This is a genomic window from Pseudomonas sp. Eth.TT006 (genome assembly GCF_054456575.1).
Map to the genome: position 1 here is coordinate 1 of NZ_JBTJEN010000001.1, position 22,014 is coordinate 22,014.

Annotated in this window: 26 protein-coding genes; 17 read left to right on the plus strand and 9 right to left on the minus strand. The window is 60.3% G+C overall.

Annotation, left to right across the window (positions count from 1 at the left end; all coding sequences use genetic code 11):
* Positions 1 to 230: 230 nt before the first annotated feature.
* A complete protein-coding gene (locus ACXR0M_RS00005) occupies positions 231 to 1,451 on the minus strand; it encodes a CaiB/BaiF CoA transferase family protein (protein WP_458828782.1) in 1,221 nt (406 codons plus the stop codon).
* A gap of 13 nt (positions 1,452 to 1,464) precedes the next feature.
* Complete coding sequence (locus ACXR0M_RS00010) at positions 1,465 to 2,646, minus strand: acyl-CoA dehydrogenase (protein ID WP_458828784.1); 1,182 nt, start codon at positions 2,644 to 2,646, stop codon at positions 1,465 to 1,467.
* Between the two features lie 157 nt (positions 2,647 to 2,803).
* On the opposite strand from ACXR0M_RS00010, the gene ACXR0M_RS00015 reads away from it, so the two are divergent.
* The 11 genes from ACXR0M_RS00015 to ACXR0M_RS00065 all read left to right on the plus strand — a co-directional run bounded on the left by ACXR0M_RS00015 (position 2,804) and on the right by ACXR0M_RS00065 (position 12,929).
* Positions 2,804 to 3,703 (plus strand): LysR family transcriptional regulator, encoded by a 900-nt coding sequence (locus ACXR0M_RS00015; RefSeq protein WP_458828786.1) that lies wholly within the window; start codon positions 2,804 to 2,806, stop codon positions 3,701 to 3,703.
* A gap of 434 nt (positions 3,704 to 4,137) precedes the next feature.
* A complete protein-coding gene (locus ACXR0M_RS00020) occupies positions 4,138 to 5,259 on the plus strand; it encodes a Re/Si-specific NAD(P)(+) transhydrogenase subunit alpha (protein ID WP_458828787.1) in 1,122 nt (373 codons plus the stop codon).
* Positions 5,260 to 5,274: 15 nt separating this feature from the next.
* On the plus strand, positions 5,275 to 5,595 hold the full coding sequence (locus tag ACXR0M_RS00025) for an NAD(P) transhydrogenase subunit alpha part 2 (protein ID WP_003220416.1): 321 nt from the start codon (positions 5,275 to 5,277) through the stop codon (positions 5,593 to 5,595).
* On the plus strand, positions 5,595 to 7,028 hold the full coding sequence (locus ACXR0M_RS00030) for an NAD(P)(+) transhydrogenase (Re/Si-specific) subunit beta (protein WP_458828790.1): 1,434 nt from the start codon (positions 5,595 to 5,597) through the stop codon (positions 7,026 to 7,028). The genes ACXR0M_RS00025 and ACXR0M_RS00030 overlap by 1 nt, the downstream gene beginning before the upstream one ends.
* Positions 7,029 to 7,242: 214 nt before the next feature.
* A complete protein-coding gene (locus tag ACXR0M_RS00035; protein ID WP_458828792.1) occupies positions 7,243 to 8,736 on the plus strand; it encodes an acetyl-CoA hydrolase/transferase family protein in 1,494 nt (497 codons plus the stop codon).
* A gap of 320 nt (positions 8,737 to 9,056) precedes the next feature.
* Positions 9,057 to 9,272 (plus strand): DUF1127 domain-containing protein, encoded by a 216-nt coding sequence (locus ACXR0M_RS00040; RefSeq protein ID WP_007962833.1) that lies wholly within the window; start codon positions 9,057 to 9,059, stop codon positions 9,270 to 9,272.
* A gap of 257 nt (positions 9,273 to 9,529) precedes the next feature.
* Positions 9,530 to 9,739 carry a DUF1127 domain-containing protein gene (locus tag ACXR0M_RS00045; protein WP_458828794.1) on the plus strand — a complete coding sequence of 70 codons (210 nt, stop codon included), beginning with the start codon at positions 9,530 to 9,532 and terminating at the stop codon, positions 9,737 to 9,739.
* Between the two features lie 134 nt (positions 9,740 to 9,873).
* Positions 9,874 to 10,191, plus strand: a complete 318-nt coding sequence (locus tag ACXR0M_RS00050) for a DUF2388 domain-containing protein (RefSeq protein ID WP_458828795.1) — start codon at positions 9,874 to 9,876, stop codon at positions 10,189 to 10,191.
* 107 nt (positions 10,192 to 10,298) lie between these two features.
* Complete coding sequence (locus ACXR0M_RS00055; RefSeq protein ID WP_458828797.1) at positions 10,299 to 10,607, plus strand: DUF2388 domain-containing protein; 309 nt, start codon at positions 10,299 to 10,301, stop codon at positions 10,605 to 10,607.
* 43 nt (positions 10,608 to 10,650) lie between these two features.
* On the plus strand, positions 10,651 to 10,971 hold the full coding sequence (locus ACXR0M_RS00060) for a DUF2388 domain-containing protein (protein WP_007911662.1): 321 nt from the start codon (positions 10,651 to 10,653) through the stop codon (positions 10,969 to 10,971).
* Positions 10,968 to 12,929, plus strand: a complete 1,962-nt coding sequence (locus ACXR0M_RS00065) for a DUF7844 domain-containing protein (protein WP_458828800.1) — start codon at positions 10,968 to 10,970, stop codon at positions 12,927 to 12,929. The genes ACXR0M_RS00060 and ACXR0M_RS00065 overlap by 4 nt, the downstream gene beginning before the upstream one ends.
* Positions 12,930 to 13,013: 84 nt before the next feature.
* Here the strand turns inward: ACXR0M_RS00065 and ACXR0M_RS00070 are convergent, their stop codons facing one another.
* The 3 genes from ACXR0M_RS00070 to trpB form a co-directional block, all read right to left on the minus strand.
* Positions 13,014 to 13,454, minus strand: coding sequence for an anti-virulence regulator CigR family protein (locus ACXR0M_RS00070; protein ID WP_458828802.1), 441 nt, complete (start codon positions 13,452 to 13,454; stop codon positions 13,014 to 13,016).
* Positions 13,455 to 13,575: 121 nt separating this feature from the next.
* Positions 13,576 to 14,388: a tryptophan synthase subunit alpha gene (gene trpA / locus ACXR0M_RS00075; RefSeq protein ID WP_458828804.1), complete on the minus strand. Its 813-nt coding sequence runs from the start codon at positions 14,386 to 14,388 to the stop codon at positions 13,576 to 13,578.
* Positions 14,388 to 15,620 carry a tryptophan synthase subunit beta gene (trpB, locus tag ACXR0M_RS00080; protein WP_458828805.1) on the minus strand — a complete coding sequence of 411 codons (1,233 nt, stop codon included), beginning with the start codon at positions 15,618 to 15,620 and terminating at the stop codon, positions 14,388 to 14,390. Before trpB ends, trpA begins: the two co-directional genes overlap by 1 nt.
* A gap of 113 nt (positions 15,621 to 15,733) precedes the next feature.
* On the opposite strand from trpB, the gene ACXR0M_RS00085 reads away from it, so the two are divergent.
* On the plus strand, positions 15,734 to 16,651 hold the full coding sequence (locus tag ACXR0M_RS00085) for a LysR family transcriptional regulator (protein WP_458828806.1): 918 nt from the start codon (positions 15,734 to 15,736) through the stop codon (positions 16,649 to 16,651).
* Here ACXR0M_RS00085 and ACXR0M_RS00090 read toward each other — a convergent pair.
* Complete coding sequence (locus ACXR0M_RS00090; protein ID WP_458828808.1) at positions 16,624 to 16,950, minus strand: DUF883 family protein; 327 nt, start codon at positions 16,948 to 16,950, stop codon at positions 16,624 to 16,626. The genes ACXR0M_RS00085 and ACXR0M_RS00090 overlap by 28 nt on opposite strands.
* 157 nt (positions 16,951 to 17,107) lie before the next feature.
* On the opposite strand from ACXR0M_RS00090, the gene ACXR0M_RS00095 reads away from it, so the two are divergent.
* Positions 17,108 to 17,323, plus strand: a complete 216-nt coding sequence (locus ACXR0M_RS00095; protein ID WP_027610201.1) for a dodecin — start codon at positions 17,108 to 17,110, stop codon at positions 17,321 to 17,323.
* Between the two features lie 124 nt (positions 17,324 to 17,447).
* On the plus strand, positions 17,448 to 17,672 hold the full coding sequence (locus tag ACXR0M_RS00100; protein WP_458828810.1) for a DUF1161 domain-containing protein: 225 nt from the start codon (positions 17,448 to 17,450) through the stop codon (positions 17,670 to 17,672).
* Positions 17,673 to 17,828: 156 nt separating this feature from the next.
* On the opposite strand, the gene ACXR0M_RS00105 is transcribed toward ACXR0M_RS00100, so the two are convergent.
* Entirely contained in the window at positions 17,829 to 18,830 is a 1,002-nt protein-coding gene (locus tag ACXR0M_RS00105; protein ID WP_458828812.1) for an LLM class flavin-dependent oxidoreductase, read from the minus strand.
* A gap of 240 nt (positions 18,831 to 19,070) precedes the next feature.
* Here ACXR0M_RS00105 and ACXR0M_RS00110 point away from each other — a divergent pair, with 240 nt between their 5' ends.
* Entirely contained in the window at positions 19,071 to 19,502 is a 432-nt protein-coding gene (locus ACXR0M_RS00110) for an OsmC family protein (protein ID WP_458828814.1), read from the plus strand.
* A gap of 223 nt (positions 19,503 to 19,725) precedes the next feature.
* Positions 19,726 to 19,965 carry a DUF1161 domain-containing protein gene (locus ACXR0M_RS00115; protein ID WP_458828816.1) on the plus strand — a complete coding sequence of 80 codons (240 nt, stop codon included), beginning with the start codon at positions 19,726 to 19,728 and terminating at the stop codon, positions 19,963 to 19,965.
* 6 nt (positions 19,966 to 19,971) lie between these two features.
* Here ACXR0M_RS00115 and ACXR0M_RS00120 read toward each other — a convergent pair whose 3' ends face one another.
* Both ACXR0M_RS00120 and ACXR0M_RS00125 read right to left on the minus strand, forming a co-directional pair.
* Complete coding sequence (locus ACXR0M_RS00120) at positions 19,972 to 20,391, minus strand: PA0061/PA0062 family lipoprotein (protein ID WP_458828818.1); 420 nt, start codon at positions 20,389 to 20,391, stop codon at positions 19,972 to 19,974.
* Positions 20,392 to 20,431: 40 nt separating this feature from the next.
* Positions 20,432 to 20,854, minus strand: a complete 423-nt coding sequence (locus tag ACXR0M_RS00125; RefSeq protein WP_458828819.1) for a PA0061/PA0062 family lipoprotein — start codon at positions 20,852 to 20,854, stop codon at positions 20,432 to 20,434.
* Positions 20,855 to 20,912: 58 nt separating this feature from the next.
* On the opposite strand from ACXR0M_RS00125, the gene ACXR0M_RS00130 reads away from it, so the two are divergent.
* Positions 20,913 to 21,989, plus strand: coding sequence for an aminopeptidase (locus tag ACXR0M_RS00130; RefSeq protein WP_458828821.1), 1,077 nt, complete (start codon positions 20,913 to 20,915; stop codon positions 21,987 to 21,989).
* Positions 21,990 to 22,014 lie beyond the last annotated feature (25 nt).

The following is a 22,014-nucleotide window of genomic DNA, read 5'->3' on the forward strand; positions in this document are numbered from 1 at the left end:
GAGGCTTCGATGAACTGAAGCAAGCCGCTGCCGAAAACTGCGTAACTCGTTGAATCTCAAGGAGTTTTCCGTTTCGACTGCGCCGGAAGTGGGGCGAATTATAGACCTCCTGGATCTGCCGTCAACCGTTAATTTCAGTTTTCTTTCAATAACTTGCAGGCAGGCTAAAAAGAAGCCAATCCCTTCTATATAGAAGAAGGAATCAGCGCGCTTCTATATAGAAGGGAAGCTCACAGCACGCCATCGCCCTTCAGCGCAGCCACCGCTCCAGCACCCAGACCCAGCACCCGCTGCAAAACCTCCAGCGTATGCTCGCCCAGCAATGGCGGAGCACGCCGATACTCGACCGGTGTCTCCGAGAGACGTATCGGACTGGCCACTTGCGGCACCATACCCGCCAGCGCATGAGGTAATTCAATCGCCAAACCACGCGCCTTTACCTGCGGATCCTCAAAAACCTGTGACAGATCATTGATCGGCCCACACGGCACGCCTGCCTGCTCCAACTGAGCGACCCATTCGGCTGTGGTCTTGAACACCGTCGCCTGGCGAATCAGCGGAATCAGCGCCGCCCGGTTCGCCACCCGCAGCTTGTTCGTGGCAAAACGCGGATCATCCGCCCACTGCGGCTGCCCGGCCACCTCGGCAAACTTGCGGAACTGCCCGTCATTCCCCACGGTAAGAATGAAATCACCGTCGGCCGTAGGAAAGTCCTGATAAGGCACGATATTCGGATGAGCATTACCCAGACGCTTGGGCGCATTGCCCGTAGTCAGATAGTTCATCGCCTGATTGGCCAGACACGCAACCTGGACATCCAGCAACGCCATATCGATATGTTGTCCACCGCCGTCGTGATCCCGATGCGCCAAAGCCGCAAGGATCGCAACCGTCGAATACAGACCCGTCAGGATATCGGTCAGCGCCACCCCAACCTTCACCGGCCCTGCGCCCTCATCCCCCTCGGGGCGTCCGGTCAGGCTCATCAGCCCGCCCAGCCCCTGGATCATGAAGTCGTAACCCGCACGCTTGGCGTACGGCCCGGTCTGACCGAATCCGGTAATCGAGCAGTAGATCAGGTCCGGATTGATCGCTTTCAGCGACGCATAGTCCAGTCCATACGCCGCCAGGCCACCGACCTTGAAATTCTCGATGAGAATGTCCGACTTTGCAGCCAGATCCCGCACAAGCTGCTGCCCCTCGGGACGCGTGAAGTCGATGGTCACCGATTGCTTGTTGCGGTTGGCCGACAAATAGTAGGCCGCCTCGCTGGTGCTCTCCCCATAAGCGTCTTTAAGGAAGGGCGGCCCCCAGGCGCGCGTATCGTCGCCATTACCCGGGCGCTCGACCTTGATCACCTCGGCGCCAAGGTCGGCGAGGATCTGCCCGGCCCACGGCCCGGCCAGTACCCGTGATAAATCCAGAACCCGCAGATGCGACAGCGCGCCCATCGTCGCTCTCCTGTTAATAGAACGCCTGCAGACCGGTTTGCGCGCGACCGAGGATCAACGCGTGGACGTCGTGCGTCCCTTCATAGGTATTCACCACTTCCAGGTTGACCAGGTGACGGGCCACACCGAACTCGTCGGAGATACCGTTGCCGCCCAACATGTCCCGGGCCATCCGAGCGATATCCAGCGACTTGCCGCAGGAATTGCGCTTCATGATCGAAGTGATCTCGACCGCCGCCGTGCCTTCATCCTTCATGCGCCCCAGGCGCAGACAACCTTGCAGGGCCAACGTGATCTCGGTCTGCATGTCAGCCAGTTTCTTCTGGACCAACTGAGTGGCAGCCAACGGACGACCGAACTGTTGACGATCCAGGGTGTACTGGCGAGCGGTGTGCCAGCAGAATTCGGCAGCGCCCAATGCGCCCCAGGAAATGCCGTAACGTGCAGAGTTCAGGCAGGTGAACGGACCTTTCAGGCCACGCACATCGGGAAAGATGTTCTCTTCAGGCACAAAAACGTTGTCCATGACAATTTCGCCGGTGATCGATGCGCGCAGACCGACCTTGCCGTGAATCGCCGGAGCGCTCAGGCCCTTCCAGCCCTTCTCCAGCACGAAGCCACGGATGTCGCCGGCATCGTCCTTGGCCCAGACCACGAATACATCGGCGATCGGGCTGTTGGTGATCCACATCTTGGCCCCAGTCAGGCTGTAGCCGCCGTCGACCTTGCGCGCCCGAGTGATCATCGCGCCCGGATCGGAGCCATGGTTCGGCTCAGTCAGACCGAAGCAGCCGATCCATTCGCCGGACGCCAGTTTCGGCAGGTATTTCTGTTTCTGCGCTTCAGTGCCGAATTCATTGATCGGCACCATCACCAACGAGGACTGCACACTCATCATCGAACGGTAGCCGGAGTCGACACGCTCCACTTCGCGAGCAATCAGACCGTAGCTGACGTAGTTCAGACCGCTGCCACCGTACTGCTCAGGGATGGTCGCGCCGAGCAAGCCGACTTCGCCCATTTCGCGGAAAATCGCCGGATCGGTTTTCTCATGACGGAAAGCTTCGAGGACACGTGGCGCCAGACTCTGCTGAGCGAACTGGGCGGCGGTGTCGCGGATCATGCGCTCCTCTTCGGTGAGCTGTTGATCCAGCAACAGGGGATCGATCCAGTTGAAGCTAGCTTTAGCGCCCATGAGTGTGTCCTCGCAAATCGGTGAATTGACGTGGGATTGATCCTAGGCCCGGTTCGCCATCGCGGCAAACGAGGATTTTGCATCCTGTTGTGCTAATTTCTCACTCCGAAACGTCGCTGAATGCCTTTTATGCGGCGTATTAGTGAGGTTGATGTACATGCGCAGGAAGATCCCCAGCACCGCCGCCCTGATCAGCTTCGAAGCCGCCGCGCGCCACGAAAGCTTTACCAGGGCCGCCGAAGAACTTTCCCTCACCCAAGGCGCGATTTGCCGACAGATCGCCAGCCTTGAGGAGTTCCTCAGTGTGGAACTGTTCCGACGCTCGCGACGCGGGGTGAAGCTGACTGAAGCCGGCCTTTCCTACAGCCGTCGGGTCGCCACGCAACTGGATGCCGTCGAGCGCGACACGCTCTCGGTCATGGGCCAGCAGGGCACCAACGTGATCGAACTGGCAGTGGTGCCGACCTTCGGCACGCAATGGCTGCTGCCAAGGCTCAAGGATTTCCAGCTCAAGCATCCTGAAGTCACAGTCAACCTGACTAACCGCACCCGGCCATTCCTGTTTGCCGACACCGATTTCGACGCGGCCATCTACTTCGGCGACGCCGATTGGTCGGGTACCGAATCCCACCGATTGATGGGCGAAAATCCGATGCCGGTGTGCAGCCCCGCCCTACTCGGCAGCCAGACACATCTGACACCCGGCGAGATTGCCGAGCTGCCACTGCTGCAACAGACCACCCGCCCCTACGCCTGGCGTCAATGGTTCAACTCGCAACACCTGAACATCCCGCGTGACATGACAGGCCCACGCTACGAGCTATTCTCCATGCTCGCCCAAGCGGCCATGCATGACATGGGCATTGCGCTGATCCCACCGTTCCTGATCCAGCGCGAACTGGCCGAGAATCGCCTGGTGATCGCCAACCCGAATGCGCTCTCCAGTCTCAAGGCGTATTACCTGATGATTCCCGAGCGAAAAGTGGAATCGGCATCGCTCAAGGCATTTCGCGACTGGCTGGTGAAACAGGCAAACAGCTACAACCTCGAAGAATAAAGGGTTGCAGCAATTGTTAACCCGGTAGTCAGAAAATCCAAAGCCCTACAGATATAAGTATTTGTCGCAAAATCGCAGACTGTATCCGAAAGTCGTACAGACGTCCCACAAGCGCCTGCGGACGTGGCTTTGAGCCTCCATTCGCGACTCATTACTGCCTATTCACGCCGCCGATGCGAATTTTTTTAAAATTCGGCCAGAATCCTTGCAAGGCACGGCCCGCAAGGGATTCAACTGGCCATCTGCGACATTCGGTCACGGCATGACTTGTAGTTAATTTTCCGTCACCCGTCATAATCCCTTGAAGGGCATATAGTTCGCCTGCAAAATGCCGCGCCCCGCTCTGATTTGGCGGGATTGTGCTGATCGGCCGCCCCAGTCGCACCATCCGCAGTGCCTGGGTTTACTCAATAAGATCACGCAGGAGATTTGACGTGCACATTGGTGTTCCTCTCGAAACCCAGACCGGTGAAACACGGGTTGCTGCAACCCCGGAAACCATTAAGAAGCTGATCAGCCAAGGTCATAAGGTCACTGTGCAAACCGGCGCCGGCGTTAAAGCCAGTGTGGTCGACAGTGCCTATGAAGCAGCCGGCGCAACCATTGGCAGTGCCAATGATGCGTTCGGTGCCGAGCTGATTCTCAAAGTGGTCGCCCCCAGCGACGCCGAACTCGCGCTGATCAAGCGCGGCACGGTGCTGGTGGGGATGCTCAATCCGTTCAATAACGAAACCATCGCGAAAATGGCCGAATCCGGGATTACCGCATTCGCCCTTGAAGCGGCGCCGCGCACCTCCCGCGCACAGAGCCTCGACGTGCTGTCGTCGCAGGCAAACATTGCCGGCTATAAGGCTGTGTTGCTGGCCGCGCACTACTACCCACGCTTCATGCCGATGCTGATGACTGCCGCGGGCACCGTGAAAGCGGCGCGCGTGCTGATTCTCGGCGCAGGTGTGGCCGGGTTGCAGGCGATTGCCACGGCGAAACGTCTGGGTGCGGTTATCGAAGCGTCTGACGTGCGTCCGGCAGTGAAGGAGCAGATCGAGTCCCTCGGCGCCAAATTCGTCGACGTGCCGTACGAGACCGATGAAGAGCGCGAATGCGCGGTCGGTGTCGGCGGCTACGCGCGCCCGATGCCGGCGAGCTGGATGCAGCGTCAGGCCCTGGCCGTGCACGAACGCGCCAAACAGGCAGACATCGTCATCACCACCGCACTGATTCCGGGCCGCAAGGCACCGACGCTGTTGAGCGCGGACACCGTGGCACAGATGAAACCGGGCTCGGTGGTCATCGACCTCGCTGCGGCCCAGGGCGGCAACTGCCCGCTGACCGTGGCCGATCAGGTAGTGGTCGAGAACGGCGTGACTATCGCCGGCCCGACCAATCTGGCCGGTGAAGTCGCGGCAGACGCCTCGGCGCTGTATGCGCGCAACCTGCTGGACTTCCTCAAGCTGGTGTTCACCAAAGAAGGCCAGTTCGACGTCAACCTCGAAGACGACATCGTCGCCGCGTGCCTGATGTGCCGCGACGGCCAAGTCATCCGCAAAAACGCCTAAGCAGGGATTCAGACGATGGAAGAGCTTATCTCCCCCGGTATCTACAACCTGATCATCTTCGTGCTGGCGATTTATGTCGGTTACCACGTGGTTTGGAACGTTACACCTGCGCTGCACACGCCGTTGATGGCGGTGACCAACGCCATCTCGGCAATCGTGATCGTCGGCGCCATGCTGGCTGCCGCCCTCACCGTCACGCCGCTGGGCAAGACCATGGGCACCCTCGCCGTCGCACTGGCAGCGGTCAACGTGTTCGGTGGCTTCCTGGTCACCCGCCGCATGCTTGAGATGTTCAAGAAGAAAGCCCCGAAAGCAAAAGAAGAGGCGCCGAAGTAATGAGCATGAATCTCGTCACGACGCTCTACCTGATCGCGTCGATCTGCTTCATCCAGGCCCTCAAAGGTCTGTCGCACCCGACCACTTCGCGACGCGGCAATCTGTTCGGCATGCTCGGCATGGCGTTGGCAATCCTGACCACTGTCGGCCTCATCTATAAGTTGGGCGCCGAGCTCGCTACTGCCGGCATTGGTTACGTGATCGTCGGCCTGCTGATCGGCGGTAGCGCCGGTTCGATCATGGCCAAGCGCGTTGAAATGACCAAGATGCCGGAACTGGTCGCCTTCATGCACAGCATGATCGGTCTGGCGGCGGTGTTCATCGCAATTGCTGCGGTGGTCGAGCCGCAATCGCTGGGTATCGTCAAGCAACTGGGCGACTCGATTCCGGCGGGCAACCGTCTGGAGCTGTTCCTTGGCGCGGCAATCGGCGCAATCACCTTCTCCGGCTCGGTGATCGCGTTCGGCAAGCTGTCGGGCAAGTACAAGTTTCGCCTGTTCCAGGGTGCGCCGGTACAGTTCGCCGGTCAGCACAAGCTGAATGCCGTACTGGGCCTGGCGACACTGGTACTGGGCGTGACCTTCATGCTCACCGGTAACCTCACCGCGTTCGCGCTGATGCTGGCTCTGGCGTTCGTGATGGGCGTGCTGATCATCATCCCGATCGGTGGCGCCGACATGCCGGTGGTGGTGTCGATGCTCAACAGCTATTCGGGCTGGGCCGCAGCGGGTATCGGCTTCTCGCTGAACAACTCGATGTTGATTATTGCAGGCTCGCTGGTGGGTTCGAGCGGCGCGATCCTCTCGTACATCATGTGCAAGGCGATGAACCGTTCCTTCTTTAATGTACTGCTCGGCGGTTTCGGCAACACCGCCGACGCTGGCCCGGCAGGCGCCAAAGAAGCCCGTCCGGTGAAATCCGGTTCGGCCGACGACGCGACCTTCCTGCTGACCAACGCCGATACCGTGATCATTGTCCCGGGTTACGGTCTGGCAGTGGCGCGTGCGCAGCATGCACTTAAAGAGCTGACCGAGAAGCTGACCCACCGTGGCGTGACCGTGAAGTACGCGATCCACCCGGTGGCCGGGCGCATGCCCGGGCACATGAACGTGCTGCTGGCCGAGGCCGAAGTGCCTTACGACCAGGTGTTCGAGATGGAAGACATCAACTCCGAGTTCGGCCAGGCCGACGTGGTGCTGGTGCTCGGCGCCAACGATGTGGTCAACCCGGCCGCGAAGAACGATCCGAAATCGCCGATTGCCGGCATGCCGATTCTCGAAGCATTCAAGGCCAAGACCATCATCGTCAACAAGCGCTCGATGGCCAGCGGTTATGCCGGTCTGGACAACGAACTGTTCTACCTGGACAAGACCATGATGGTCTTCGGCGACGCGAAAAAAGTTATCGAAGACATGGTCAAAGCGGTCGAGTAATCCAGCGCTGCAGTACCGGACGCCCCGACTTGTCGGGGCGTTTTCGTTTGCGCAAAGCGTCGGACAATTTGCCGCGTTGTTGCACATCCGGTAACGGTGTTTTACTTCAAACCCGCCAAATAGACGCCTCGTTTGCGACCTTGGTAGCGGGACAGGCGCCCGCGAAATTCACTAGACTGCGCATCCTGCTACTCGCTTCCCGAGAAAATAATCCATGTACCGTGACCGTATTCGCCTGCCTTCGTTGTTGGATAAAGTGATGAGCGCCGCCGACGCCGCCGCTCTGATTGAAGACGGCATGACCGTCGGCATGAGCGGCTTCACCCGCGCCGGCGAAGCCAAAGCCGTCCCTCACGCACTGGCCGAGCGAGCCAAGGTCACGCCGCTGAAGATCAGCCTGATGACCGGCGCCAGCCTGGGCAACGACCTAGACAAGCAACTGACTGAAGCCGGCGTACTGTCGCGGCGCATGCCGTTCCAGGTCGACAGCACCCTGCGCAAGGCAATCAACGCCGGCGAAGTGATGTTCATCGATCAGCACCTGTCGGAAACCGTCGAACAGTTGCGCAACCAGCAACTGAAGCTGCCGGACATCGCTGTGATCGAGGCCGTCGCCATAACTGAACAGGGCCACATCGTACCGACCACTTCGGTGGGCAACTCGGCAAGCTTTGCGATTTTCGCCAAGCAGGTGATCGTCGAGATCAACCTGGCACACAACGCCAACCTCGAAGGCCTGCATGACATCTATATCCCGACCTATCGCCCGACGCGCACGCCGATCCCGCTGGTAAAGGTCGACGATCGCATCGGCAGCACCGCGATTCCGATTCCGCCGGAGAAGATTGTCGCGATCGTCATCACCCAGCAGGCGGACTCGCCGTCCACGGTGTCGACCCCGGACGTCGACACCAACGCCATCGCCGAGCACCTGATCGCGTTCTTCAAGCAGGAAGTGGGCGCCGGGCGCATGACCAACAAGCTCGGTCCGTTGCAGGCCGGGATCGGCAACATCGCCAACGCGGTGATGTGCGGCCTGATCGATTCGCCGTTCGAAGACCTGACCATGTACTCCGAGGTACTGCAGGACTCGACCTTCGACCTGATCGATGCCGGCAAGCTGAGCTTCGCCTCGGGCAGCTCGATCACCCTGTCGGAGCGGCGCAACAGCGATGTGTTCGGCAACTTGGAGAAGTACAAGGACAAACTGGTTCTGCGTCCGCAGGAAATCTCCAACCATCCAGAAGTGGTGCGCCGCTTGGGCATCATCGGCATCAACACCGCGCTGGAGTTCGACATCTACGGCAACGTCAACTCCACCCATGTCTGTGGCACGCGGATGATGAACGGCATCGGTGGCTCCGGCGACTTCGCGCGCAATGCACACTTGGCGGTGTTCGTGACCAAGTCGATCGCCAAGGGCGGGGCGATCTCCAGCGTGGTGCCGATGGTCAGCCACGTTGACCACACCGAGCATGACGTCGACATTCTGGTCACCGAAGTCGGTCTGGCCGACCTGCGCGGCCTGGCCCCACGCGAGCGCGCACGGGTGATCATCGATAACTGTGTGCACCCTGATTACCGTCAGGCACTGAATGACTACTTCACTGCCGCTTGCGCCATCGGTGGTCATACCCCGCACATCTTGCGCCAAGCCCTGAGCTGGCACATTAATCTGGAAGAAACCGGGCGCATGCTCGGGGTTTAACTTTCACAGTCAACCGCTGACGCAAACACAGTTTGTGTCAGCGGCTTGTTCACCCCGCCCAATCTGGAAAAAACTGTACTGCTGTACCGGTGTTTTCCTACAGCGTTTGCCTACCTCACCCTTCGATTTGAACAAAAACGCACCACTTAAGTGCGGACAGGTACAGTTTGCTCAATTTTGACCCATACACTGCCTATAAACAGTTAACTGCACACTCACAATACAGTTGAACTGTATCTAGAGAGACTAGGCAAGGGAGAGGATCATGGGCACCAGTCAAACCACTACCTGATCCCGCCACAAGCGGAAGGATGTCAACCATGGAACGTACACTCAGTTCCGAACTGTTCTTCGAAGACAAAGCTGCAAAAAACCAGGCTTCCCTGCCTCTGCGCGTTATCGCCAACCTGATGTTGTGGCAGCGCCGCATCTCCAGCCGCCACCAACTGGCTCGTCTGGATTCGCGTCTGCTGGCTGACGCCGGTATCAGCGAAGCACAACGCTACGAAGAGCTGAGCAAGCCGTTCTGGCGCTAAGTAGCGTCGCTGGCTCTGGTCGTTAGACCCACCGCCAGCAACCCGAATTGAACACACAAGACCCGTCGCGGGAAACCGCGACGGGTCTTGTCGTTTCGGGGTTTGAAAAGCGCCCATACAGCGACTTGTAGCAACGACAGGTACAGTTCTAATAATTATAAATCTGAACCAGTACAATTTTGCTTCGGTGTATCTGCTGCTCACAATTCATCCGGCGCAGCATGTCCCTTACTCCTCCTCGGTTTAGGGAATGCGCCATGAAAGACTTACAGGATGTTTCAACCATTTCACTTCACCCGCATGTCCGTTCGCACCCACTGCGCCGCCTGCTCCGTGACTTATGGCAAGGTCTGGAGCGCGCCAGAACGCGGCGTCTGCTGGCTCAGCTCGATCAGCGCGACCTCGCGGACCTGGGCCTCAGCCACGCTGACAGGCGCAACGAACTGGAGAAACCTTTCTGGCGCTAGCATTCTGCCCACTGTCCGAACCCGGCGCGCAAGCCTAATATCCACGGCAGAACGTGGCGAATCTTCTGTAACTCGCGTCTGACTGATCAGACACAAGCCACCTCTCAATACGGTTTACTTTCAGGAGATACACCATGACCCGTCTTCGCCTGCTCAGCGCTGCCGCCTTGCTGGCCGTGGCTGCCAACGCCAGCGCCACCAGCTTCATCGTGACCACCGACGCCGTGGTCGGCGCGCTGAAGTCCTCCTCGGACGCCACGTCCGATGTCAGCTCTTCACTGCGCGACAACAAAGTCGTGATCGCCGCCCGTGACGACGCAGCCAGCTTCGTTGCCAGCCAGGGCCAGATTCGCGGCGTGAAGCTGGAAAGTGCGCTGGACCTGATCCGCCACCAGGCTCCGCAACTGAAAGCCACCGACACCCAGCTGGCGCAAGCCATTCTGGCGATCTGACCTGGCTTAGCCGGACGGGACACGCCAGTCGTGTCCCGATGTTTCGCCGCTGGCTCTGGCCCGGGCATTACGCTAGCCTTGAGATTCGCTAACCATTATCGAGTCCCATGCGTTTTCTGACCCATCTGCTTATCCCTTCTGCCTTGATCAGCGCCTGCTGGGCGACCTCGGTCGACGCCTTTGATGTCTCCACGCAGAACACCGTGGTGACGGTCTGGGCCACCGGCATGGTGTCTTCGGCGCCGTTCGACCGTAAACTGTTGCTCGCTGCTCACGACGATGCGGCGGCGTTTGTTGCCAGTGACGGTGAATGGCGTGGCGCACAGCTTGAATCCGCACTGCATTACCTGCGCAAATCCCGTCCAAAACTTCATGTCAGCGACCTTGAACTGGCACAGGCAATTCTCGTCCAATAGTTATCCCAGTCCTTCGTTAACATTGTCCTTCCGGAGTCGTTCCATGCGTAGCCCGCTGATTGCTGCCGCCCTTGGCCTGTTTTTGCTGGCCGATGTGGCCCAGGCGCACACCCTGGTAGCCACCAGTAACATCATTGTCCGCGCCTCCCAGCGCACCATCGATTTCACCTCCGACACCACCACGTCGATTCGCGACTCGAAAATCATCCGCGAAGCCCACGACGACGCAGCCAGCTTCGTGGCCACCAACGGCGACATCCGTGGTGCGCATCTGGAAGCTGCGCTCAATACCTTGCGCACGCGCGTGCCGGAAGCCCGCGATGCCAGTGATCAGGTGCTTGCCGAAGCCATCCTCGCACTGTGAGGTCACTCGGCGCCTGGCTGCTGGCCGGGGCACTGTTGCTGCTTGGCAACAGCGCCCACGCCAGCCTGCAACTGCGGCTCAAGACCGACGGCCTGAGCCCCGCCCAGCAACAGGCCAGCCAGGCGCTGCTTGATGAAGCGATGCAGAAACTGCCGCCCAGCTTCGTCGAGCAGCTGGACCGACGTATCGACGTCGGCTGGACCGACGATATGCCCGGCAACGCCTACGGCCAGGCGACCCTGGTGGCCGAACTCGACCTGAACCGCAAACTGCTGGCCGGCCTCACCGACGGCAGCGCGGCCAAAGAGCAAACCAATCGCCCGCACGGCACCGTACGCCAGGAATTGCTGGCGACAGTGCTCCACGAACTGACCCACATTTATGACCGCGCGCGCCTGTGGCCTGCCGCCGAGCGCACGCTGATCCAGCGCTGCACCCGCCGCAGCAACAGCGCCGGCCTGGTCGGCATTCCCGATGAATGTCGCGGTCAGACCGAGCGGCGCTTCACCTTGAGCGATGACCCGCGTCTGCTCGACCTCGCCGGTTGGCAGCAGTATGTCGGGCGCCGCGGTGAACGTGAGCAGCACAACCGTCAGGTGGCCCGCAGCCCGGACCTGTACGAGATCTCCAGCCCGAAAGAGTTTGTCGCGGTCAACATGGAGTACTTCCTCCTCGACCCGAGCTACGCCTGCCGCCGTCCGGCGCTCTATCGCTACTACAAGGAGCGCTTCGGCTGGGCGCCGCCGGCCAAGGACACCTGCAGCAACACCTTCGCCTTCCTCAATGCCGGCAACGACTTCGCCAAACAGCCACTGGGGCAGGTCGATCCGGAGCGGGTGTACGCCGTCGACTACCTGCTGGCCGAGGCCAACCAGAACTGGGTCAGCCGCTGGGGCCACAGCATGTTGCGTCTGGTGATCTGCGCCCCGGGGCGACCACGGGGGCCGGATTGCCGACTCGATCTGGACCAGCATCTGGTGCTGTCCTACCGCGCCTTTGTCGGTGACGTGCAGCTGTCGAGCTGGGACGGGCTGGTCGGCAAGTACCCGTCGCGGCTGTTCGTGCTGCCATTGGCTCAGGTGATCGACGAGTACACCAAGACCGAACTGCGCAGCCTGGCGTCAGTACCGCTAAATCTCTCACGCAACGAGATTGAAGAAGTGGTCGAACACGCTGCCGAGATGCACTGGAGCTATGACGGCAACTACTTCTTCCTCTCCAACAACTGTGCGGTGGAAAGCCTCAAACTGCTGCGCAGTGGCAGCAACAACAAACAACTGGTCGGCCTCGACAGCATCATGCCCAACGGTCTGCTCGAGGTATTGAAGGGCCGCGGCCTGGCCGACACCAGCGTGCTCGACGATTCCAAGGAAGCGCTGCGCCTGGGCTATCGCTTCGACTCGTTCCGCGATCGCTACCAGGCGATGTTCGATGTGTTGAAGAAGCAGTTGCCGATCAAACAGACCACCGTCGAGGACTGGCTATCGCTGTCTGCCGAGGAGCGCCGGCAATGGTTCGAACGCGCCGACCTGCGCACCAGTGCCGCGCTCTTGCTGCTGGAACAGGCGAGCTATCGCCGCCAGTTGTTGCTGGCTCAGGATGAGGTCAAGCAGCGCTACCTCGGCGCCCGCGAGCTGGAGAACGGCGGCATGGACAAGGCCAACGCGACCCTGCAGGAAATTCTCGCCAACAGTGGTTTCCTAAGTCGCCCGGCAGAACTGCTCGACAGTCGCGGCTATGGCCTGCCGCAACCGAGTGAGTTCAAGCGCCTGCAAGATGAAAGCAGCCAACGCCAGAAACAACTGCTGGCGTTGAGCGGCGACCTGGACAAGGAAGTGCGCAAGCTGCTGGAACCCAAGCGCGCGGCGGAGATTGCCGCCAGCGAAGCCAACGTGAAGCAGATTGGCGAGCATTTGCGCAAACTGCACAAGGCCGCTGGCGGCCTCGAATTGCCTTAAAGCAAAAGATCGCAGCCTGCGGCAGCTCCTACAGGGATAAATGTAGGAGCTGCCGCAGGCTGCGATCTTTTTGTTACCTGTCGATCAGTAGAGAACACCGTCCAGAATTTCGTAAACAATCCCGGTACCCACGGCGATCAGCACGATATCGCCCCCGGCCCGACGCCACTCATAGCCTGGGTACACCGGCAGCCGACTCAGCGCCCGACCATCCAGCCGCTCACCATAATAGCCGTGGGGCAGCGGCCGGCCGCGCTCCAGATGAATGCCCGGCGGTGGCGGTGCACCACGGACGAAATAGCCGTGGTTGTCGCGAATGGTCTGCCGCACCGGCCCGAAATCCCGCGGCGGGCCGCCACGGTGGTCGTTCTGCGGGCCACGGTGATCGTCGCCGTGGTTGTCGAAATGGCCCGGTGGCGGGCCGCCGTGGTCGCGATCGTCGCGTGGATCGGCGCTGGCCAGCAGCGGCGTCGCGCTGATCATCAGCACACCCAGTCCGGCAATCAGACGTTTCGGCATTTTCATCGGGTCTTTCCTCACTGCACTGACAGCAAAAGGGCTTCAGAACGTAGTCCTGAAGCCCTCGATCTTGCTGATTTAGTCTGTGCAGCGAGACGCTAATTCCTCTGTATCAGGAACTTTACCCTCAGCTGACGCGAGCCTTACGCACGCCTTCGGACAAGGCCGAGCACAGGCTCAGGACACCGTCGATGGCTTGGTCCGGCGTGCTCGCATTGGCGATGTGGTCGATCAGTGCCGAACCCACCACCACACCATCCGCCAGGCGGGCGATGGACGCCGCCTGTTCCGGGGTACGAATGCCGAAACCGATGCTGATCGGCAGGTCGGTATGCCGACGCAGACGGGCCACCGCCTCTTCGACGTGTTCCAGCGTCGCCGCGCCAGCACCGGTCACACCGGCCACCGACACGTAGTAAACGAAGCCGGAGCTGCCGTTGAGCACTTTCGGCAGACGCGCATCGTCAGTGGTCGGCGTAGTCAGACGGATGAAGTCCAGACCGGCAGCCTGCGCCGGATCGCACAGCTCGGCGTTGTGCTCTGGCGGCATGTCGACCACGATCAGGCCATCGACGCCCGCTGTCTTGGCATCAGCGATGAACCGCTCAACGCCATACATGTGGATCGGGTTGAAGTAGCCCATCAGCACCAGCGGCGTGTCGCTGTTGCCTTCACGGAATTCGCGAACCATCTGCAGGGTTTTCGCCAGATTCTGTTTGGCGCCCAACGCACGGATGTTCGCCAGTTGAATCGCCGGGCCGTCGGCCATCGGGTCGGTGAACGGCATGCCCAGCTCGATCACATCGGCGCCAGCCCCCGGCAGACCTTTGAGAATCGCCAGCGAGGTGGCGTAGTCCGGGTCACCGGCGGTGACGAAGGTCACCAGCGCGGCGCGGTTCTGCTGTTTGAGTTCGGCAAAGCGGGTTTGCAGGCGGCTCATCAGTGTTTCTCCTGCTTTGGCTGTTCCATATGGTGCATGACGGTTTGCATGTCTTTGTCGCCACGGCCCGAGAGGTTGACCACCATCAAGTGATCCTTCGGCAGTGTCGGTGCGCGTTTGAATACTTCTGCCAGCGCATGCGCGCTTTCCAGTGCCGGGATGATCCCTTCCAGGCGGCAGCATTTGTGAAACGCCTCGAGGGCTTCGTCGTCGGTCACCGAGGTGTACTGGACGCGGCCGATGTCATGCAACCAGGCGTGCTCGGGGCCGATGCCGGGATAGTCGAGGCCGGCGGAAATCGAGTGGGCGTCGATGATCTGGCCGTCGTCGTCCTGCAGCAGGAAGGTGCGGTTGCCGTGCAGCACACCCGGTACACCGCCGTTGAGGCTGGCCGCATGCTTGCCGGTTTCGATGCCGTAACCGGCCGCTTCGACGCCGATGATCTCGACGCTCTTGTCATCGAGGAACGGATGGAACAGACCCATGGCGTTGGAACCGCCGCCAATGCAAGCCACCAGGCTGTCCGGCAGACGCCCTTCCTGAGCCTGCAACTGATCGCGGGTTTCCTTGCCGATCACGGCCTGGAAGTCGCGCACCATTGCTGGGTACGGGTGCGGGCCGGCCACGGTGCCGATCAGGTAGAACGTGCTGTCGACGTTGGTCACCCAGTCACGCAGCGCTTCGTTCATCGCGTCTTTCAGGGTGCCGGTGCCAGCCACCACCGGGATCACTTCGGCGCCCAGCAGCTTCATGCGGAACACGTTGGCCTGCTGCCGCTCAATGTCGGTGGTGCCCATGTAGATCACGCAGTCCAGACCGAAGCGTGCAGCGACCGTGGCAGTCGCCACGCCGTGCATGCCGGCGCCGGTCTCGGCGATGATGCGTTTCTTGCCCATGCGCCGCGCCAGCAGAATCTGGCCGATGCAGTTGTTGATCTTGTGCGCCCCGGTGTGGTTCAGCTCTTCGCGCTTGAGGTAAATCTTCGCGCCGCCGCAGAACTCGGTCAGACGCTCGGCGAAATACAGCGGGCTCGGACGCCCGACGTAGTCACGCTGGAAGTAAGCCAGCTCTTCCTTGAACGCCGGATCCTCCTTGGCCGCTTCGTATTCGCGGGCCAGATCGAGGATCAACGGCATCAGGGTTTCGGCGACGTAGCGCCCACCAAACGCGCCGAACAGGCCATTATCATCAGGGCCGCTGCGCAGATTGGAAGTGTTCGAAGTCTGGCTCATGGGGTGCTCCAGGTGAATTCGGGTCAGAAGACAATGACGCCACTCTACCGCTCACCTTCCAAGCTGAAAACCGATAAGATCGCCACAACCTGTCAGGAAATCTCACAGATACCATGAGCCATGACCTTCCCCCGCTGAATGCCTTGCGTGCCTTTGAAGCCACCGCCCGGCTGAACAGTGTCAGTCAGGCAGCCGAACAGCTGCACGTTACCCACGGCGCGGTGAGCCGCCAGCTTAAAGTACTCGAAGAACACCTAGGCGTGAGTCTGTTCGTCAAGGATGGACGCGGCTTGAAACTCACAGATGCCGGCATTCGTCTGCGAGACGCCAGCGGCGAGGCCTTTGATCGATTGCGCAGCGTGTGTGCCGAGCTGACGCAAAACACCGCCGACGCACCGTTCGTGCTCGGTTGTTCGGGAAGCCTGTTGGCGCGCTGGTTTATTCCCCGTCTGGGACGATTGAATGCCGATCTGCCGGACCTGCGTCTGCACCTGTCGGCCGGCGAAGGCGATCTCGATCCACGGCGCCCCGGACTCGACGCCTTGCTGCTGTTTGCCGAACCGCCGTGGCCGGCCGACATGCAAGTGTACGAGCTGGCGGCAGAGCGTATCGGGCCGGTAATGAGTCCGCGGTTCAGCGGTTACCAGCGCCTGCAGTCCGCGCCGGCGCTAGCCTTGCTCAGCGAACCGCTGCTGCACACCACCTCGCGCCCGCAAGCCTGGCCGAGCTGGGCACAGCAAAACCACCTCGACGCCAAGGCGTTGAAGCTCGGGCAAGGGTTTGAGCATTTATATTATTTGCTGGAAGCCGCCGTGGCCGGACTCGGTGTGGCGATCGCGCCAGAGCCATTGGTCGCGGAGGATCTGAAGGCCGGTCGCCTGGTTGCGCCGTGGGGCTTCTGTGAAACCCCGGCGCAACTGGCGTTGTGGCTACCCAAGCGCGCCGCGGACGGGCGCGCCCGGCAACTGGCGCAGTGGCTCAAGAACGAGCTGCGCCAGACGGATCACTCGCCGCGTTTGAACAGCAAGTAGGCGGCCAGCAGACCGATTGCGCCGACGGCCACACCGGCGGTGGTCCAAGGGTGTTCCTGAGCGTAATCGCGGGTGGCGATGCTGGTCTCACGGGTTTTCACTTTGACCTCTTCGTAAGCATCGCTGAGCAGATTGCGTGAATGCTTCAGCGCGCTTTCAGCATTGCTTTTCAGCGCCTTGAGGGTCTTGCGCGACTCGTCGGACGCGTCGTCTTTCAGACTTTCCAGCGACTTGAGCAGACTCTCGATCTCGGCTTCCATGCTTTGCAATGAGGCTTTACGTAACGAGTTGTTGGCCATGGTGACTCTCCTGCATTGGTGATGAGTGGCGTGTGTTGGTTGGGACTTCAGCGGTTCGAGAAAGTGCAGAAAATCTGAACTTCACTTGCGCCTTGGCACCGAATTCAGCAGAGCAGATTCACTGCTAGTCTCAATTCCACACGCCAAGGAGATCGCCATGAGTGACCACCACACGTACAAGAAAGTCGAGCTGGTCGGCTCGTCCACCAGCAGCATCGAAGACGCCATCAATAACGCGCTGGCCGAAGCGAACAAGAGCATCAAGCACCTGGAGTGGTTTGAAGTGGTCGAGACCCGTGGCCACATCAAGGACGGCAAGGCTGCACATTTCCAGGTGACCCTGAAAGTCGGCTTCCGGATTGCCAGCAGCTGAGTTTGGGCTACGCTTCTGAACTTGCGCGCTGGCCGAGTGCCATAGGAATGGCAATGCGCTACAAGGTGAGCGCATCGGGATACCCGATGCCCGCCTCTTTTAATCCGACCAGGGAGTGCGACCGATGAAGAAGTTCATATTGGCAGTAGGTTTGTTGAGCCTTGCGGGTGGCGCGTTTGCTGCTGGCAAGCCTTGTGAGGAGCTGAAAAGCGAGATCGCGGCGAAGATTGATGCCAAGGGTGCCTCCAGCTATTCGCTGGAGATTGTCGACAAGGGCGCTGCTGCTGACGGCAAGGTCGTCGGCACCTGTGAAGGCGGCACCAAGGAAATCGTCTACAAACGCGGTTGATCTACGCCTGAAATGCAAAAGCCGACGCGAAAGCGTCGGCTTTTTTCTGGGCGCTGATTTTCTGTAGGAGCTGCGGCACGCTGCGATCTTTTGATTTTGCTTTGAAAAACAAAGATCAAAGATCGCAGCCTTCGGCAGCTCCTACGGGGGCCGGCGTTATCCCTTCATCACTTGCGCCAGCAGTTCGTAGGAATGCAGGCGATCGGCGTGTTCATACAGGTCGCAGGTGAAAATCAGCTCATCTGCCTGGGTCTGCTCGACCAGCACTTCCAGTTTCGCGCGGATCTTCTGCGGGCTGCCGACCATCGCCAAACCGAGGAAATCCCCCACCGCCTCGCGCTCATGCGGCAACCACAGGCCGTCCATACTTGCTACTGGCGGGCGCTGCACCAGGCTTTGCCCGCGCATCAGCGCGAGGATGCGCTGGTACACCGAAGTCGCCAGGTAGTCGGCATGCTCATCGGTATCCGCCGCCACCAGTGGCACACCGAGCATCACGTACGGCTTGTCGAGCACCGCCGATGGCTTGAAGTGGTTGCGATAGACGCGAATCGCCTCGTGCATGTAGCGCGGGGCGAAGTGCGAGGCGAAGGCGTAGGGCAAGCCGCGCTCACCGGCCAGTTGCGCACTGAACAGGCTGGAGCCGAGCAACCAGATAGGTACATTGGTGCCCGTGCCAGGCATGGCGATCACCCGTTGATCCGGGGTACGCGGGCCGAGGAAGCGCACCAGTTCGGCGACGTCTTCCGGGAAATCATCGGCACTGCCGGAGCGCTCACGGCGCAGGGCGCGGGCGGTCATCTGGTCGGAACCGGGCGCACGGCCGAGGCCGAGGTCGATGCGCCCCGGGTACAGACTCTCCAGGGTGCCGAACTGCTCGGCGATCACCAGCGGCGCATGGTTGGGCAGCATCACCCCGCCGGAGCCAACGCGAATCGTCGAGGTGCCACCGGCCAGATACCCCAGCAGCACCGACGTGGCGGAACTGGCGATGCCGTCCATGTTGTGGTGCTCGGCGACCCAGAACCGGGTGTAGCCGAATTTCTCGACGTGTTGCGCCAGGTCCAGCGAGTTGCGCAGCGATTGCGCCGGGCTGCCGTTCTCGCGCACGGGCACCAGATCGAGGGTAGAAAACTTTACGTCGGACAGTTGCTTCATAAACCTGCGTCTCCGAATAAGGAGGCAGGTTTTTCTTGCGAACGAAAACCTGCCAAATGCATAAGCGTCTTCTGTGCAATGAGGGCATATACCCGAGTTTCAATAGCTGAGGGGAAAATCCTACTAAAAAAGTCAACGATTCACCTGAGCTGAACTTTGTCGCGACGTCTATCCTCAGAAGCCTTGCAAGCAAAAACCACCACGGTGCGGCGTCCCGCGCCAGATCTTGAGGAGGCAGACATGGCTATCGTGAAGAAAGCATCCGCGCATTGGGCAGGCGATCTGAAAACCGGCATCGGCTCGATCTCGACCGAGACCGGCGTCCTCAGAGAAGCGCCTTACGGCTTCAAGGCCCGCTTTGAAGGTGGCAAGGGTACCAACCCGGAAGAACTGATCGGCGCCGCCCATGCCGGCTGTTTTTCCATGGCGTTTTCGATGATCCTCGGCGACGCCGGCCTCAAGGCCGACAGCATCGACACGCAGGCAGAAGTCACCCTGGACCAGGTGGACGGCGGCTTTGCCATCACGGCGATCAAACTGATTCTCAAGGCGAAGATCCCGGGCGCCACCCAGGCGCAGTTCGAGGAACTGAGCAACAAGGCCAAGGAAGGCTGCCCGGTGTCCAAGGTGTTGAATGCGAAGATTACCCTTGAGGCTTCATTAGTCAGTTGAGGCATCGCTGACGGGCCTATTCGCGAGTAAGCTCGCTCCCACACGAGGTTTGTGTTGCTAACACGCCCAATGTGGGAGCGGGCTTGCTCGCGAAAGCGATTCAGGATTCACCGCAGCGCTGAAGATGTGAGCAAAGTCAGAACCGGCGTCAGCAAAATATGGTCGAATAAGTGACAGCAGGTTCAGCGCACGCCCGTGCGCGCTGCTCCAAGGAGCTTCAACTATGCAACGTATTGGCTTGGCGATTCTCTGCAGTGCACTGGCCACAACGGTTCTTGCCGCACCGAAAGACTGTGAAGAATTGAAAAAAGAGATCGAGGTCAAGATCCAGGCGAAAGCCATTCCCTCCTACACGCTGGAAATCGTCAGCAAGGAAGAGGCCGAAAAACACGATGTAGCCATGGTCGTCGGTACCTGCGAGTACGGCACCAAAGCGATCATTTACCAGAAAAACGAAAACTGAGTCGCCTCAGATCAGACAGTCCATGTCCCGATCCTCGGCAACGATCTCGCGCTTGGCGTTGTACAACCGCGCACTCGGGATGAATCCCAGAGAGCGCCCTTCCAGCAGGTAACGCTGACCGGCCTCGAAATGGTCGTAGCGGATGTACAGATAGCACAGGCGCTCGATGGGGCCGGTCATCAGACTGCCGCCCCCGCCAAACACTTCGAAGTCGAAACGCACCCGTAGCTCATGACTGCCGGGCGTGACCTGGAAAAACCTGCCGTCATTCAGACGTACGTTATCCAGGCGCTCAGCCATGAGCAGTTTGCCGCCGGGGGTCGGAGTCGAGAAATCGACCCAGGCCATGTTCGGATCGACCGGCGGCAGCGGGGTTTGGCAGCCGGCGAGAACGCCGACCGCGAGCAACAACAGCGACTTGCGCATGATGGATGTCCAAGGGTTCAGACCTCCAGCATAGCGCCGATCAAGTGCGCTGACAGCCTGCCGGGGTACCTTGACCGACCACTTTGCGCTGCTCGTCATAAAGCTTTGCCCAAGGCCGGAATCCGATGCTGCCGGCCTGCAGTTGATAGCGCTGACCGGCGTTGAACTCGTTGAATTTCACGTTCAACTGGCAGTCACGCCACAACGGTTCGGCGTCGGGGCCGATGTTGCTGGCGGCGACCGGGAACTGATAACGCACCTTCAACTCATGACTGCCGGGCTGCACTTCGAAATAACGTTTGTCGACCGTGCTCCGGCTATCGACCTGCAGCGCTTGCAGCGCCGTATCCTGTTGCCGGGCATCGAGATCGATCCAGGCTTGCGAGGGGTCAGGGTCGGGCATTCCGAATCCGGCACAACCGGCCAGCGTCAGCAGGCCTCCAGTCAGCAACAACATGCGCATAGCGAAGCTCCGAATGGCGGGATAGTCTTGCGGGCAGACTTTCCACAGGATTTTTATTGTGAGCAGGCCGCTTTCAAGCCATGGGTTACTTGATCGCGTTTTCCGGATTTTGTTTCCGGGTGCGATGTTTTTGTTGCTCAACGGTTGTTCCAGCGTCAGCTATTACAGCCAGTTGGCCAGTGGCCAGTTGCAGTTGCTGCGCGCGCGCGAGCCGGTGGCCAAGGTGATTGCCGACCCCAGCCGCGACGCGTCGCTGCGTACGCACCTGATCCAGTCGCAGAAGGCCCGCAGCTTCGCCAGCGAACAGCTGCACCTGCCGGATAACCAGAGCTATCGCCTGTACGCCGACATCGGCCGGCCCTACGTGGTGTGGAATGTGTTCGCCACCCCGGAGTTTTCCCTGACCCCGCAGAACCACTGCTTCCCGATCGCCGGCTGCGTGGCCTACCGCGGCTACTACAGCCAGAGCGCCGCCCGTGGCGAAGCGGCGATCCAGCGCCTGCAGGGCATGGACGTGTCGATTGGCGGCGTCGAGGCCTATTCGACCCTCGGCTGGTTCAATGACCCGATTCTCAATTCGATGATGGGCTGGGGCGACGAGCGCCTGGCCACATTGATCTTTCATGAGCTGGCGCATCAGCGTTTCTACGTGAAGGACGACACCGAGTTCAACGAGTCGTTTGCCACGTTTGTCGAGCAGGAAGGCACCCGCCAATGGCGCGCGTTCCGTGGCCTGCCGCCGGATACCGATTCGCGGCTCCAGCAGCGCGACCAGTTCATCGAACTGGTGCTGCAAACCCGCTCACGGCTGGAAAAGCTCTACGCCCAGCCACTACCCGCCGAACAGATGCGCGAGCGCAAAGCGGCAACATTCGAGCTGTTTCGTCGCGAATATCGTGTGATGCGCGACACTCAGTGGGCCGGGGACAAGCGTTATGACGCATGGGTGAACATGCCGCTGAACAATGCGCGGCTGTTGCCGTTCGGCCTGTATGACCAGTGGGTTCCGGCGTTTGCGGCGCTGTTCAGGCAGGTTGGCGGGGATTGGCTGAGGTTTTATGCCGAGGTGGAGAAGCTGGGTGAGCTGCCGCTGACTGAGCGTAAAGCTTCACTTAGAGCGTTGGCAGAATCCTGATTTCGCATGGGCTGAGCCGACCCCT

Bases quoted from the DNA above. Each gene is read 5' to 3' on its own strand.
- ACXR0M_RS00005 (WP_458828782.1), bottom strand. From the start codon at position 1,451: ATGGGCGCGCTGTCGCATCTGCGGGTTCTGGATTTATCACGGGTACTG.
- ACXR0M_RS00010 (WP_458828784.1), bottom strand. From the start codon at position 2,646: ATGGGCGCTAAAGCTAGCTTCAACTGGATCGATCCCCTGTTGCTGGAT.
- ACXR0M_RS00015 (WP_458828786.1), top strand. From the start codon at position 2,804: ATGCGCAGGAAGATCCCCAGCACCGCCGCCCTGATCAGCTTCGAAGCC.
- ACXR0M_RS00025 (WP_003220416.1), top strand. From the start codon at position 5,275: ATGGAAGAGCTTATCTCCCCCGGTATCTACAACCTGATCATCTTCGTG.
- ACXR0M_RS00030 (WP_458828790.1), top strand. From the start codon at position 5,595: ATGAGCATGAATCTCGTCACGACGCTCTACCTGATCGCGTCGATCTGC.
- ACXR0M_RS00035 (WP_458828792.1), top strand. From the start codon at position 7,243: ATGTACCGTGACCGTATTCGCCTGCCTTCGTTGTTGGATAAAGTGATG.
- ACXR0M_RS00040 (WP_007962833.1), top strand. From the start codon at position 9,057: ATGGAACGTACACTCAGTTCCGAACTGTTCTTCGAAGACAAAGCTGCA.
- ACXR0M_RS00045 (WP_458828794.1), top strand. From the start codon at position 9,530: ATGAAAGACTTACAGGATGTTTCAACCATTTCACTTCACCCGCATGTC.
- ACXR0M_RS00050 (WP_458828795.1), top strand. From the start codon at position 9,874: ATGACCCGTCTTCGCCTGCTCAGCGCTGCCGCCTTGCTGGCCGTGGCT.
- ACXR0M_RS00055 (WP_458828797.1), top strand. From the start codon at position 10,299: ATGCGTTTTCTGACCCATCTGCTTATCCCTTCTGCCTTGATCAGCGCC.
- ACXR0M_RS00060 (WP_007911662.1), top strand. From the start codon at position 10,651: ATGCGTAGCCCGCTGATTGCTGCCGCCCTTGGCCTGTTTTTGCTGGCC.
- ACXR0M_RS00070 (WP_458828802.1), bottom strand. From the start codon at position 13,454: ATGAAAATGCCGAAACGTCTGATTGCCGGACTGGGTGTGCTGATGATC.
- trpA (WP_458828804.1), bottom strand. From the start codon at position 14,388: ATGAGCCGCCTGCAAACCCGCTTTGCCGAACTCAAACAGCAGAACCGC.
- trpB (WP_458828805.1), bottom strand. From the start codon at position 15,620: ATGAGCCAGACTTCGAACACTTCCAATCTGCGCAGCGGCCCTGATGAT.
- ACXR0M_RS00085 (WP_458828806.1), top strand. From the start codon at position 15,734: ATGAGCCATGACCTTCCCCCGCTGAATGCCTTGCGTGCCTTTGAAGCC.
- ACXR0M_RS00090 (WP_458828808.1), bottom strand. From the start codon at position 16,950: ATGGCCAACAACTCGTTACGTAAAGCCTCATTGCAAAGCATGGAAGCC.
- ACXR0M_RS00095 (WP_027610201.1), top strand. From the start codon at position 17,108: ATGAGTGACCACCACACGTACAAGAAAGTCGAGCTGGTCGGCTCGTCC.
- ACXR0M_RS00100 (WP_458828810.1), top strand. From the start codon at position 17,448: ATGAAGAAGTTCATATTGGCAGTAGGTTTGTTGAGCCTTGCGGGTGGC.
- ACXR0M_RS00105 (WP_458828812.1), bottom strand. From the start codon at position 18,830: ATGAAGCAACTGTCCGACGTAAAGTTTTCTACCCTCGATCTGGTGCCC.
- ACXR0M_RS00110 (WP_458828814.1), top strand. From the start codon at position 19,071: ATGGCTATCGTGAAGAAAGCATCCGCGCATTGGGCAGGCGATCTGAAA.
- ACXR0M_RS00115 (WP_458828816.1), top strand. From the start codon at position 19,726: ATGCAACGTATTGGCTTGGCGATTCTCTGCAGTGCACTGGCCACAACG.
- ACXR0M_RS00120 (WP_458828818.1), bottom strand. From the start codon at position 20,391: ATGCGCAAGTCGCTGTTGTTGCTCGCGGTCGGCGTTCTCGCCGGCTGC.
- ACXR0M_RS00125 (WP_458828819.1), bottom strand. From the start codon at position 20,854: ATGCGCATGTTGTTGCTGACTGGAGGCCTGCTGACGCTGGCCGGTTGT.